Below are 12,423 nucleotides of genomic sequence, written 5' to 3'. Positions count from 1 at the left end.
GAACTGCCTCCTGAGCAGATGAACTGTGGATGCTCCTGGGGTGAGGGTGCGCGCACATCGTAACCTGCCGTTCACCCTTCGTGGGACACCTGCCCCGACCCCATCCCCGCGGGTTCAGACCACCTGCCGCACCAGCGCCTCGGCGGAGTCAAGGATGGTACTGGTCTCCTGCTCCCAGTGCGGTTCCTGCCCTCGGTGCGGCCCGGTGGCCAGGGACACGATCACCGCGGCCGCTCGCAGGCGCAGCTCGGTGGGATCCACCCGCTCATCGAAGACCGGTACCCACGTGCGGATCAGTCGGTGAACCCGCTCGGTCTGTTGCGCATTCATGCGCTGCACCGTGGACAGGTGCGCCACCAGGCAGGCCAGATCGTCTGCCCTGCGCCCCGGTCCCATCGTGTCCACGTCGAGCAGGCCACAGATCCGCCCGTCCTGGACGTGCAGTTGGGCCTCGTGGAAGTCACCGTGGGTCGGCTCGTCGCCCAGCGGGATGCCTGCCAATCCCTGTTGGATCTCCGGGACCAGCCAGGACAGTCTGCTCGACTCCTCCGGGAGGGCATTGCCGACGATGCGGGCATAGTGCGCCAGGCCGTCGACCCAGGGCGCACGTCTCTCCAGTCTGGCGACACCCGCGGGCATCGCGTCGAGCAAGGCCACGATGTCCTCGGCAGAGCATGCTGGCTCCGGATCGAAGATCGCTTCCGCAAGAGAACGCCCCGGCAGCTGGCGCAGCACCAGCAGATGGTCGTCGGTGACCGCGGCCACCTCAGGCGAGGGGATGCGGGCCTCGTCCAACATGATGTGTCGGTTCGAGACCTGCTCCACCTGGTCCGGCCTGAGCACCTTCACGAAGAAGACCTCGCCGCGCACCGTCATCCGGAGCACGGCACGGCGCCGCGGCCGGTAGCCGATCATCGTCAACTCGAGATCGTCCCCCGCCACCGGGCCGACGACAAGCCCGTACTCGTTGACCACCTCCGCCATGCGTTCGGCATAGGCCGCCCTGGCCAGGCCGGGGAGGTCCGGGTCGGCCGGGTAGATCCACACCGCAGCTGATCGTTGGCCATCATGGAAGATCTCGGCGTTGTCGTCGCTGCCCCCGGGGCCGCTGGCCCGCACGCTGCAGCCCAGAAGCTCGGTGCGCTGCCCGAAGGACCACTGCACCTCCGCGACGAAGGTTGCCGTGGTGGAACGTGACGGATCGTGGTCCACGTGGTCCAGCCGCCAGCCCAGCAACTCGCCACCCGCATGGGCCACCGCCGCCGCCAACAGCGGCCCCACTTCCTGCGTGGTCAGCAGGTCCTGCCCATCGGCGTCGGTTGCGGCCATGCTCATGGTGCTGCTTCCCCTGTTGTCGTCGGCGCAGCGGTTGCGCCTGTCTCGTCGCGTCGTGCCGAGAGCCACGCGGCTCGACGCCCGTCCAGCTCGGTGACCGTGAGCACCACTCGCGCCCTTTCGGGCAGGTCTGCGAACTGGGCATCCTCCACGTCGCGCTCCAGCTCGGCAGCAACTTCGTCGCCCACCTCAGGTACATGTCCCAGCTGGGCCATCACGTATCCAGCCACCGTGTCATAGGGCCCCTCCGGCAGGACATAGCCGAACTTGTCCGCGAAGTCCTCCAGGGTCATCAAACCGTCGATGTCGTTCAGCTGGCTGTGGCCCGGCTCGGGCGCCAGGTCGTACTCGTCGGTGATGTCACCGATCAGCTCCTCGACGAGGTCCTCCAGGGTCACGATGCCCGAAGTACCGCCGTACTCGTCCTTGACGATCGCCAAGTGTGAGTGGCTGCGACGCATGTCGGTGAGTGCCCTCAGGACGCGAACCGTCTCGGGCAACCCCACCACGGGACGCACCAGCTGCCGGATGGGCGCCGAGCGGGTGGCGGGGTCCAGATCCATCAGGTCTCGAACGTGCAGGAAACCCAGGATCCTGTCGCGGGATCCATCGGTCACCGGATAGCGCGAGTGTGGCGCCCCTTGAACTTCCCGGATCGCCTTGTAGGCCGGCATGTCTCCTGGCAGGAAATCCACCTCGGTGCGGGGCACCATCACCTCGCGCAGGCTGCGTTCACCAGCCTCGAAGACCTCGTCGACGATGTGTCGTTCCTCAGCCCCGAGTGTTTGGGAGCCGATCACCATCTGACGCAATTCCTCGTCGGTGACCTCCTCCCGAGAGGCCTGCGGGTCGCCGCCCAGCAGTCGCACGGCGACGTCCGTGGACTTGCCGAGGAACCAGATGACCGGTCGGGCGACGCGCGCAATCGTGTCCACCAGCGGCGCGATGGCCAAGGAGAAGCCCTCCGCGCGCTGCATCGCGATCCGCTTGGCCGTCAGCTCGCCGAGCACGATGGAGAAATAGGAGATCGTCACGGTGATGAGCACCAGGGCCAGCGTGTTGGCCAGACCGCTCGGCATCCCGAGGTTCACCAGCAGAGGGCTGAGAGCCGGTGCCAGCGTCGCGCCACCGAAGGAGGCGGACAGGAAGCCCGAGACCGTGACGCCGATCTGCACCGCGGAGAGGAAGAGGTTGGGATCTGCCGTGAGACGTGCCACGGCTTCGCCCCGCTTGCCCCGCGATGCCAAGGCCTTCACCTGGCTCTCGCGCAGCGAGACCAAGGCCATCTCGGCGCCCGAGAAGACGCCACCGATGCAGATGAACAGGAAGATCAACCCGACATTGGTCAGGACCCCGGTCAGACTCATGCGTCAGCCCCGTGATGCGGGCGGCTGCCGCCTTCCCGGTCGGTGCAACAGTGCCCCTCCTGGTCGGTGGGTTGCTGATGGGACGATCGTCGACCGCGTGTTTTCACCAGATCAGGATAACGGCTGCTCGCGGCGAGCCCGTATCCCCGGCGCCCCGGCCGGTAGGGTGTCGCCGTGATCTACGCGCAGCCCTCCCCTGTCTCTCCCGAAGGCACCCCTGCACCCGTCAGCGAGCAGACCTGGGTGCTCACCATTGCCTGCAATGACCGCCCCGGCATCGTCCACGCGATCTCGGGGGCATGCGTTGCCGCCGGCGGCAACATCCTGGAGTCCCAGCAGTTCACGTCCTCGGACTCCGGACGCTTCTTCATGCGCGTGACCGTGGCCACGGCCCTGGACCGGGCCGGCATCGAGGCCGCCCTGGCACCAGTGGTGGACGATCTGGCTGCCGACTGGATGCTGGACCTTGCGGCGCGGCCCACCCGCACCCTGGTGCTGGCCTCCAAGGCGGGGCACTGCCTCAATGACCTGCTCTTCCGGCATCGCAGCGGTCACTTGAACATCGAGATCCCGATGGTCCTGTCCAACCACCCGACGCTGCGCGACCTGGCGGGCTTCTACGGCATCGACTTCGAGGATCGCGTCGTGACGCCGCAGACGAAGGCGGACTTCGAGGCCCGCGTCCTGGAACTGGTCGACGAGCACGACATCGAGCTGGTGGTGCTGGCACGCTACATGCAGATCCTGTCGCCGGAGCTCTGTGAGGCCCTGGCCGGTCGTGCCATCAACATCCACCACTCCTTCCTGCCCGGCTTCAAGGGCGCCAATCCCTACCGTCAGGCGCACGAGCGTGGCGTGAAGCTGATCGGTGCCACGGCCCACTTCGTCACCAGTGACCTCGACGAGGGCCCGATCATCGAGCAGAACGTGGTGCGAGTGGACCACTCCAGGACCGTTCCCGAGCTGGTCGCGATCGGGCAGGACGAAGAGAGCCGCACGCTGACCGAGGCGGTCAAGCTCTTTGCGGAGAAGCGGGTCTTCCTGGACGGCCACCGCACGATCATCTTCCGCTGACGAAACACCGATCGGACCATTTTCACGAACCACCGTTCGTCTCATTCCTCGGAGATTTTTCCAGCGCCCCAGTCTTTCAATGCCTGGCCTACCAATCGAGCGATGGCGTCGAACCTCTTACACACAAGGAAACCCCATGGTCACGGACTGTGGGGTTCCTCCTGCGCGCCATGAAGATCCACCAAGACATGTGACAAATATCTCGAATGAGTAGTGACTTCCCTCACCTGAACCGCTACCTTTGCGGCAGTTCCGCCAACGTAGGCGAATCGCTGCACGCCAGCAGCAAATGCAAGGAGCACGATGTCCACGTCACGCCCCGCCGCCCCTCAGGGTGAGCCAGCAGAGCACTTGCCGCCGGCCGGCACTCCGGCCGCGCCCCGGCCCTATGTCGCCGACGACGAGGCCCTGGCCCGGGTCCATGCCTCGGCCGAATTTCAGGAGCTCAAGAGCCGCTTCCGAAACTTCGCCTTCCCCATGAGCGCCGCCTTCCTGATCTGGTACTTCGCGTACGTACTGCTGAGCACCTACGCGATCGACCTCATGAAGAAGCCCCTGTTCGGCAATGTGACGCTCGGCCTCTTCCTGGGGCTGCTGCAATTCCTCACGACCTTCCTCATCACCGCGCTGTACATCCGCCACGCGAACAAGAACCTGGACCCCATCGCCACCAAGCTGCGCGCTGAACTGGAGGGCAACCGATGAATGCCACCACCCTGATGCAGCTCCCCCTGATGGAGACGGCCAAGCTGGGCAACCCGATGGCCAACATCCTCATCTTCGCCCTCTTCGTCGTGGGTACCCTGACGATCGTCATCAAGGTCTCCACGGGCGGCAAGAAGGAGGCCAGCGACTTCTACACCGGCGGCGCCTCCTTCGACGGCCGCCAGAACGGTCTGGCCATCGCCGGCGACTACCTGTCCGCAGCCTCCTTCCTGGGCATCGTCGGCGCCGTCGCGCTGACCGGTTACGACGGCCTGCTGTACTCCATCGGCTTCCTCGTCGCCTGGCTCGTCGCACTCCTGTTGGTCGCCGAGCCGCTGCGCAACACCGGCAAGTACACGATGGCCGATGTGCTGAGCTTCCGCACCAAGGAGAAGCCGGTCCGCATGGCCGCCGCACTCTCCACGCTGGCCGTCTCCTTCTTCTACCTGCTCGCCCAGATGGCCGGTGCTGGTGGACTGGTTTCGCTGCTGCTGGGCGTCAGCAGCCCGATGATGCAGAACCTGGTCATCCTGCTGGTCGGCATCCTGATGATCGTCTACGTCCTCATCGGCGGCATGAAGGGCACCACCTATGTCCAGATGATCAAGGCCGTGCTGCTGATCTCGGGCGCCGGCATCATGACCTTCTGGGTGCTGGGCCTGGCCGGCCTCAACCTGTCGACCCTGGTCGGCAATGCCCAGGCCAAGGCCGATGCGGTGCGCGCCTCCGATCCCGCCGCACTGGGTGCCGCCTGGCGTGACCTGACCGAGCCGATGGGCAAGTACGGCAGCAACAAGCTCGGCTTCATCTCGCTGGCCCTCTCCCTCGTGCTGGGCGCCGCTGGCCTGCCGCACGTGCTGATGCGCTTCTACACCGTGCCCACTGCCAAGGAAGCCCGCCGTTCGGTGACCTGGGCCATCGGCCTGATCGGCGCCTTCTACCTGTTCACCATGGTGCTCGGCTACGGCGCTGCCTGGCTGGTCGGCTACGACGTGATCAACCTGCTGCCGGGCAAGGCGAATGCTGCCGCACCGGCGCTGGCCTTCTGGCTGCCCGGCAAGGGTCTGGGCGGCACCATCTTCCTGGCCATCATCGCCGGCGTGGCCTTCGCCACCATCCTCGCCGTGGTCGCAGGCCTGGCCATCACGGCTTCTGCCTCCTTCGCCCACGACATCTACAACTCGATCCTGAAGGACGGCAAGGCCGATCCCCAGGCCGAGATGAAGGTGGCCCGCAACACGGTGCTGGTCATCGGTGGCCTTGCCATCGTCGGTGGCATCGCGGCCAAGAGCCAGAACATCGCCTTCCTGGTGGCCCTGGCCTTCGCCGTCGCGGCCTCCGCCAACCTGCCGTCGATCCTGTACTCGCTGTACTGGAAGCGCTTCAACACGCGTGGCGCGGTCTGGAGCATCTACGGCGGCCTGATCTCTGCGCTGGTGCTGATCACCTTCTCCCCCGCTGTCTCGGGCGCGAAGACCTCGATGTTCCCGAATGCGGACTTCGCGTGGTTCCCGCTGGACAACCCGGCTCTGGTCAGCGTGCCCCTGGGCTTCATCCTGGGCTGGCTCGGCTCCATCACCTCGAAGGAGCACAATGCCGCCAAGTACACGGAGATGGAGGTTCGCTCCATGACCGGTGCGGGCGCCGAAGGTGCCATCGCGCACTGATCCCCACTGCACCCGCTCCCCACTGCACCGCACGAGAAGCTGCGAGGGCCGCTCCCCCATGGGAGCGGCCCTCGCCGTGCCCCGCCCACCTCGGCCTCCACCCGCCCGGCTAGGCTCTGCAAGAAAGCATGACGCCTGCCGCGAAGGATGCACACAGGTGCAGTGGCGGGCAGCCCCTGGGGCATTGCTGACCTGTACTGTTTTTGCTGTTCGCGTGTCGACGAGAAGAGGAAGACCCATGCAAAAGACTCCCGTGAAGGTTGCAGTCACCGGTGCCGCCGGCCAGATCTGCTACAGCCTGCTGTTCCGCATTGCCAGCGGTGCCGTGCTGGGCGACACCCCGATCGAGCTGCGTCTGCTCGAGATCCCGCACGCCATGAAGGCCCTCGAGGGCGTCGTCATGGAGCTGGACGACTGCGCCTTCCCGAACCTGAAGAATGTCGTCATTGGTGATGACCCCGAGACCATCTTCGAGGGCGCCAACATCGCCATGCTGGTGGGCGCCTTCCCGCGCAAGGCCGGCATGGAGCGCGGCGACCTGCTGAGCGCCAATGGCCGCATCTTCACCCAGCAGGGCAAGGCCCTCAACAAGGTGGCCGCCGACGACATCCGCGTGCTGGTGACCGGCAATCCCGCCAACACCAATGCCCTGATCGCCATGAACAACGCGCCCGACATCCCGCGCGAGCGCTTCGGTGCCCTGACCCGTCTGGACCTGGACCGCTCCAAGGCGCAGGTGGGCAAGAAGCTCGGCGTCACCACCCGCCACATCGAGCGCCTCACCATCTGGGGCAACCACTCCTCCACCATGTACCCGGACCTCTTCCACGCCACGGTGGACGGCAAGCCGGTGCTCGAGGAGATCAATGACGACGAGTGGGTGAAGAACACCTTCATCCCGAAGGTCGCCAAGCGCGGCGCCGAGATCATCGACGCCACCGGCCTGTCGAGCCGTGCGTCGGCCGCGAATGCCACCGCCTCCTGCATGCACGACTGGGAGCTCGGCACCGTTGGTGGCGACTGGACCAGCCTGGGCGTTGTCTCCGATGGCTCCTACGGCGTTCCGGAGGGCATCATCTCCTCCTTCCCCGTTCGCCACAAGAATGGCAACTGGGAGATCGTCCAGGGCCTCGAGATCAACGACTTCAGCCGCGCAAAGATCGACGCGTCGGTGGCTGAGCTGCAGGAAGAGGCCGCTGCCGTCAAGGAGCTCGGCTTCGTCAAGTGACCCAGTGGTGACTGCCTGCCGGAAGCATCCGGCGGTGCACCACGCAACAGGCCGCCACCCACATGTGGGTGGCGGCCTGTTCGCGGTTCTGGATTGGAACTCCCAGTTGTCCGGGGCAGTGACGGGTCAGTAGCCGGGCCGGGAGTGTGGCACCACCAGCGTGATGGCCATCATCGCCCCGCCGGCCAGCAGCAACAGTGCCGTGTCGAACCAGCGCTGACGCACCACCAGCAGCCCCGCCACGCGCCGCGGCAGGAAGGCCCGCAACAGACCCGCCAACACCACGCTGCACCCGATGGCAAAGGCGCCACGACGCCAGTGCCCCGTGGCGGTGATCGCCAGGCTCACGCCGAGTGCTGCCAGCACCACGGTCAGGGGCCACTGGTTCAGCGTCGCCCCACCGGCCATGGCCCGTGCCCGGGCCATGGCGGTGTCCCTCGCATGCTGCTCGGTGGCGGGCGCCATCGTCAGCCCCGCAGCCCGGCCAGCTGTTCGGCTCGGTCCACCACATTGCTCAACAGCATCGCGCGGGTCATCGGGCCGACGCCGCCGGGATTGGGCGTCACCTTGGAGGCCACCTCCCACACGTCGGCCGCGACATCACCCACCGGCTTGCCGTCCACTCGGCTGACGCCGACGTCGATCACCACGGCACCGGGCTTGACCATGTCCGCGGTGAGGAAGCCCGCGCGGCCGACGGCGGCCACCACGATGTCGGCCTCGCGGGTGTGCGCCGCGAGATCGCGGGTGCCCGTGTGGCACAGCGTCACGGTGGCATTCTCGCTCTTGCGGGTCAGCAGGAGACCCAGCGGGCGTCCCACGGTGGTGCCACGACCCACGACGCACACCTCGGCGCCCGAGAGCGGCACCTCGTAGCGGTTCAGCAGCTCGACGATGCCCCGCGGGGTGCACGGCAGCGGGCCGGGCTCGGTGAGCACCAGCTTGCCGAGGCTGGCCGGGGCCAGGCCGTCGGCGTCCTTGTCCGGGTCGATCAGCGAGAGTGCACGGTGCTCGTCGAGATGCTTGGGCAGCGGCAGCTGCACGATGTAGCCGGTGCAGGCGGGGTTCTCGTTGAGGGCCTGGATGGCCTCGTCGAGCTGCTCCTGGGTGGTGTCCTCGGGCAGGTCGACGCGAATCGACTCGATCCCCACCTGAGCGCAGTCCTTGTGCTTGCCACCCACATAGATCTGGCTGCCCGGATCGTCACCCACCAGAACGGTTCCCAGCCCGGGCACGACGCCCTGTGCCCGTAGGGCGTCGACGCGCACCTTGAGCTCGTCCTTGATCTGGGCGGCAACCGCCTTGCCGTCGATCCTGGTTGCAGTCATCGCTGCCCTTCCGTCTCGTCCTGTGTCCCGGGCCATCGTCATGTCCACGGTGTCAGGGCCATTCTGCCCCCTTCGCCGCGTGAGTTCTTCCCACCGGACTGTGGGCCCGGGCCACGGGACTGGTCAGTGGAAGAAGTGGCGCGTGCCCGTGAAGTACAGGGTCACGCCGCGATCCTTGCACAGCTCGATGGTTTCCTCGTCGCGGATGGAGCCTCCCGGCTGCACGATGGCCTTCACTCCACCGTCGATGAGGATCTGGGGGCCGTCGCTGAACGGGAAGAATGCGTCGGAGGCGGCCACCGAGCCCTTGGCCCTCTCCCCAGCGCGCTCGACGGCCAGCTTGCAGCTGTCGACGCGGTTGACCTGGCCCATGCCGACGCCCACCGACGCGCCGTCACTGGCCAGCAGGATGGCATTCGACTTCACCGAGCGGCATGCCTTCCAGGCGAAGTCCAGGTCCGCCAGGGTCTGCTCATCCGCAGGCTCGCCAGCGGCCAGAGTCCAGTTCTCGGGCTTGTCACCCTCGGCCTGCAGGACGTCCATCTGCTGCATCAGCAGGCCGCCGTCGATCTCGCGGGTCTCGACGCCGCCGCGGGCCGGGGCGCCGCACTTCAGGATGCGCAGGTTCTTCTTGCTCTGCAGGATCTCCAGCGCCTCCGCCTCGTAGTCGGGGGCAACGATCACCTCGGTGAAGATCGGCTTGACCTGTTCGGCCATGGCCTTGGTGACGGTCTGGTTGGCGGCAATCACGCCACCGAAGGCACTCAGCGAGTCGCACTCGTGCGCCTTGCGGTGGGCCTCGGCGATGTCCGCGCCCGTGGCAATGCCGCAAGGGTTCGCGTGCTTGATGATGGCGACGGCCGGGGCGTCGAAGTCATAGGCGGCACGGTGGGCGGCATTGGTGTCGACGTAGTTGTTGTAACTCATCGCCTTGCCGCCCAGCTGCTCGGCGGTGGCCAGGCCCTCGGGCCCGAAGTTCTTCTTGTAGAGGGCGGCCTGCTGGTGGCTGTTCTCGCCATAGCGCAGCACGTCGAGGCGCTCGTAGCTGCCGGCCACCCAGCCCGGGAAGCCGGTGCCGTCGGTGCTATCGGTGAGCACGTGGCCCATCCAGCCGGCCACGGCCATGTCGTAGTTCGCGGTGTGCTTGAAGGCTGCGGCCGCCAGCTGCTTGCGCTCCTCGAGGGTGTAGCCACCCTCGGCCAGGGCACGCGTCAGGTCCTCGTACTGGTCCGGCGAGGTGACGATGGCGACGCTGGGGTGGTTCTTGGCGGCGGCGCGCACCATTGAGGGGCCGCCGATGTCGATCTGCTCGACGCACTCGTCGGGCGTGGCCCCCGAGGCGACGGTCTGGGTGAAGGGGTACAGGTTGCTCACGACCAGGTCGAAGGCGGCAATGCCCATCTCCTCGAGCTGGTTGCGGTGGTCCTCGAGCCGACGGTCGGCCAGGATGCCGGCGTGCACCTTCGGGTGCAGGGTCTTGACGCGACCGTCGAGGCACTCGGGGAAGCCGGTCAGCTCGGCGACCTCGGTGACCTGCAGTCCGGCATCGACGAGCTTCTTGTAGGAGCCGCCGGTGCTGACCAGCTCGACGCCTGCCGCGGCGAGGGCCTGGCCGAGCTCGACGAGCCCGGTCTTGTCGTAGACGCTCACCAGTGCGCGCTTGATGGGCATTCGGTTGTCACTCATTGCTTCTCCTGAATGTTTCGTGCCGTAGGGAATGGTCTGTGGGTGCTGCCTCGACGGGCAGCAGCGTGGGCAGAAGAGTTCGCCGTCAGCAGGCGGCCTTGCGAGCCAAGTCGTTGACGACGTCCACCAGCAGGCGCCTTTCGACGATCTTGATCCTCTCGTGCAGCGTGGCCTCATCGTCGCCGGGGAGTACCTCGACGGCCTCCTGCGTGATCAACTCGCCGGTGTCGACACCGTCGTTGACCCAGAAGATGGACGCACCCGTCGTGGTGGCGCCGGCTGCGAGCGCATCGCGTACCGCATGGGCACCGGGGAAGTCGGGCAGCAGGGCGGGGTGGGTGTTGATGATGCGGTCGCCGAAGCGCTCCATGCAGGGACGGTCCAGCAACTTCATGAAGCCTGCGGAGACCACGAGGTCCGGCTGGTGCGCGGCCATCTGGTCAGCCAGCGCGGCATCCCAGACCAGTCGCTCGTCGGTGCCTCGACGAAGCAGCGTCGGCATCGGGTGGACGAAGGTGTCGATCCCAGCCGCCTTGGCCCGCTCGATCCCCGCACACTCGACGTCGGCACCGACGGCGACCAGTTCTGCATCCAGCCGCCCCTCGTCGCGGGCGTCGATCAAGGACTGCAGCAGGGTGCCACTGCCAGACACCAGGACGAGCACGCGATAGGTCACCGGCCAAGCCTATCGGCTCATCCGCCGTGCCCGGACTCCTCGTCCTGATCCAGCGGGCTCGCATTGGCCTCCACCGGCATCGGTCGTGCCTGGAGCAGACCCAGGACCAGACCAGTGACCAGCCCCGAGATGCCCATCACCGTGGGCGCCATCACGGCCAGCGGCACCAGCCGCGGACCGACGCCCACCAACCGTTCCACGCCCAGGTCACCGCCGGAGACCAGCGCCAGCACCCAGAAGCAGAGCCCGGCGAGCACTCCCGAAAGGCCTCCAACCAGCGAGGTCTCGTCGGGACGCGCCGCCGGCCGGGAGCGCACGATGACCCAGGCGGCGACGATGCCAGCCAGCACGCCGGACAGCAGCCACAGCAGAGCCACCCGCGGGCCCGGGCCATTGGCACCGATCGCACCCAGCACGGGAATCGCCGGCAGGGTGCCGGTCAGGTTGTGGGCCGGCGAGACGACGGTGCCGGTGCCGACGGAGAAACCGGCCCCCAGGGCCCAGGAGGCGCCCCAGATCACCAGGTTGGGCAGCCAGACCAGCTGGAGCACGAGCAGCGCAATGCCCCCGGCCACCCCTGGGACCAGCGAATTGTGCAGGTCCACGACGGCCCCACGGTGCTGCCACAGGGCGATGCCAGTGACCAGGGCACCGGTGGCACCCATCACGCACAGGGCCGCGCCGATCGCCCGGGGAACCGCGCGAGCCCACTGTGGCCACCACTGCGTCGGATCCCAGCCCACGGCTCGGCCCGCCCCCACCAGGGCACTGACAGCGCCGAGCACGATCCCGCCCAGAAGGGCCACGCCGGTCTGGCTGCCCGTATCGGTCAACGCGGCGGCCACCAGGACACAGACCACATAGGTGGCCACGAAGATGCTCGCCACCCGCAGGACGAGGTCGCGGCGCTCGCGCTGGGGAAAGTCCTCGCTCGCGCCGGTGCGCGCCTGTTGGGCGGCCACCGCCGCCAGGCCACTGCCGGCGAGCACGATCAGCAGGCTGACCCCCAGCGGAACGATGCCCAGTACATTCTCCCCCACCTCGATGCGTGCCCCGTGGGCCAGTAGCCAGCCACGCACGCCGGCACCGATCACGGTCCAGAAACCCAGATCGGGCGCCTGGACCCAGGCCACCGTCGCCAGCGCCACCGGGGGCACCACTCCGGCGAGCACGGTGAGCAACGCGGCTGCTGCGCAGACCAGCGGCCACGGCACGAGGCTGAGCATCGACCGGTGCCCGTGGCGCGTCCCGACGACGGGGGTGCCCCTGCCGTCGTCGCGTCCCCGGCCACGTGAGGTCCTGGAGAAAGCCACTGTCTGCCACCCTTCAGCTTCACGCCTGTCCGCGCGGATGAATC

The 12,423-nt window shown here is 67.4% G+C and carries 11 protein-coding genes; 4 read left to right on the top strand and 7 right to left on the bottom strand.

Annotated features, from left to right (window positions below; translation table 11 throughout):
* Positions 1 to 114 precede the first annotated feature (114 nt).
* Both ACTQ49_RS01610 and ACTQ49_RS01605 read right to left on the bottom strand, forming a co-directional pair.
* Entirely contained in the window at positions 115 to 1,335 is a 1,221-nt protein-coding gene (locus ACTQ49_RS01610) for a phosphotransferase (protein ID WP_441826098.1), read from the bottom strand.
* On the bottom strand, positions 1,332 to 2,696 hold the full coding sequence (locus tag ACTQ49_RS01605) for a hemolysin family protein (protein WP_441826275.1): 1,365 nt from the start codon (positions 2,694 to 2,696) through the stop codon (positions 1,332 to 1,334). The genes ACTQ49_RS01610 and ACTQ49_RS01605 overlap by 4 nt, the downstream gene beginning before the upstream one ends.
* Before the next feature lie 249 nt (positions 2,697 to 2,945).
* Here ACTQ49_RS01605 and purU point away from each other — a divergent pair, with 249 nt between their 5' ends.
* The 4 genes from purU to ACTQ49_RS01585 all read left to right on the top strand — a co-directional run bounded on the left by purU (position 2,946) and on the right by ACTQ49_RS01585 (position 7,376).
* The gene (purU, locus tag ACTQ49_RS01600; protein ID WP_441826274.1) at positions 2,946 to 3,776 is read left to right on the top strand and encodes a formyltetrahydrofolate deformylase; all 831 of its coding nucleotides are present in this window, start codon (positions 2,946 to 2,948) and stop codon (positions 3,774 to 3,776) included.
* A 303-nt stretch (positions 3,777 to 4,079) separates the two neighbouring features.
* Entirely contained in the window at positions 4,080 to 4,481 is a 402-nt protein-coding gene (locus ACTQ49_RS01595) for a DUF485 domain-containing protein (protein ID WP_441826097.1), read from the top strand.
* The gene (locus tag ACTQ49_RS01590) at positions 4,478 to 6,148 is read left to right on the top strand and encodes a solute symporter family protein (protein WP_441826096.1); all 1,671 of its coding nucleotides are present in this window, start codon (positions 4,478 to 4,480) and stop codon (positions 6,146 to 6,148) included. The genes ACTQ49_RS01595 and ACTQ49_RS01590 overlap by 4 nt, the downstream gene beginning before the upstream one ends.
* A gap of 238 nt (positions 6,149 to 6,386) precedes the next feature.
* Positions 6,387 to 7,376: a malate dehydrogenase gene (locus ACTQ49_RS01585; RefSeq protein ID WP_441826095.1), complete on the top strand. Its 990-nt coding sequence runs from the start codon at positions 6,387 to 6,389 to the stop codon at positions 7,374 to 7,376.
* A gap of 126 nt (positions 7,377 to 7,502) precedes the next feature.
* Here the strand turns inward: ACTQ49_RS01585 and ACTQ49_RS01580 are convergent, their stop codons facing one another.
* The 5 genes from ACTQ49_RS01580 to ACTQ49_RS01560 form a co-directional block, all read right to left on the bottom strand.
* The gene (locus ACTQ49_RS01580) at positions 7,503 to 7,841 is read right to left on the bottom strand and encodes a DUF3017 domain-containing protein (RefSeq protein ID WP_441826094.1); all 339 of its coding nucleotides are present in this window, start codon (positions 7,839 to 7,841) and stop codon (positions 7,503 to 7,505) included.
* A gap of 2 nt (positions 7,842 to 7,843) precedes the next feature.
* Positions 7,844 to 8,704: a bifunctional methylenetetrahydrofolate dehydrogenase/methenyltetrahydrofolate cyclohydrolase gene (locus ACTQ49_RS01575; protein ID WP_441826093.1), complete on the bottom strand. Its 861-nt coding sequence runs from the start codon at positions 8,702 to 8,704 to the stop codon at positions 7,844 to 7,846.
* A gap of 123 nt (positions 8,705 to 8,827) precedes the next feature.
* Positions 8,828 to 10,390, bottom strand: a complete 1,563-nt coding sequence (gene purH / locus ACTQ49_RS01570; protein WP_441826092.1) for a bifunctional phosphoribosylaminoimidazolecarboxamide formyltransferase/IMP cyclohydrolase — start codon at positions 10,388 to 10,390, stop codon at positions 8,828 to 8,830.
* A gap of 85 nt (positions 10,391 to 10,475) precedes the next feature.
* Complete coding sequence (gene purN, locus ACTQ49_RS01565) at positions 10,476 to 11,066, bottom strand: phosphoribosylglycinamide formyltransferase (RefSeq protein WP_441826091.1); 591 nt, start codon at positions 11,064 to 11,066, stop codon at positions 10,476 to 10,478.
* Positions 11,067 to 11,083: 17 nt separating this feature from the next.
* Entirely contained in the window at positions 11,084 to 12,379 is a 1,296-nt protein-coding gene (locus tag ACTQ49_RS01560) for a cell division protein PerM (protein WP_441826090.1), read from the bottom strand.
* Positions 12,380 to 12,423 lie beyond the last annotated feature (44 nt).

Origin of the sequence: Luteococcus sp. Sow4_B9, from assembly GCF_052116585.1 — a bacterium.
In the GTDB taxonomy this organism is placed as follows: Bacteria; Actinomycetota; Actinomycetes; order Propionibacteriales; family Propionibacteriaceae; genus Luteococcus.
The sequence above is the reverse complement of the archived record's forward strand: the minus strand, read 5'-3'. Positions and strand labels throughout refer to the sequence as shown.

What these genes read in the sequence shown, in the direction of transcription:
- ACTQ49_RS01610 (WP_441826098.1), bottom strand. Translation starts at nt 1,335, where the DNA reads ATGAGCATGGCCGCAACCGACGCCGATGGGCAGGACCTGCTGACCACG.
- ACTQ49_RS01595 (WP_441826097.1), top strand. Translation starts at nt 4,080, where the DNA reads ATGTCCACGTCACGCCCCGCCGCCCCTCAGGGTGAGCCAGCAGAGCAC.
- ACTQ49_RS01590 (WP_441826096.1), top strand. Translation starts at nt 4,478, where the DNA reads ATGAATGCCACCACCCTGATGCAGCTCCCCCTGATGGAGACGGCCAAG.
- ACTQ49_RS01585 (WP_441826095.1), top strand. Translation starts at nt 6,387, where the DNA reads ATGCAAAAGACTCCCGTGAAGGTTGCAGTCACCGGTGCCGCCGGCCAG.
- ACTQ49_RS01580 (WP_441826094.1), bottom strand. Translation starts at nt 7,841, where the DNA reads ATGGCGCCCGCCACCGAGCAGCATGCGAGGGACACCGCCATGGCCCGG.
- ACTQ49_RS01575 (WP_441826093.1), bottom strand. Translation starts at nt 8,704, where the DNA reads ATGACTGCAACCAGGATCGACGGCAAGGCGGTTGCCGCCCAGATCAAG.
- purH (WP_441826092.1), bottom strand. Translation starts at nt 10,390, where the DNA reads ATGAGTGACAACCGAATGCCCATCAAGCGCGCACTGGTGAGCGTCTAC.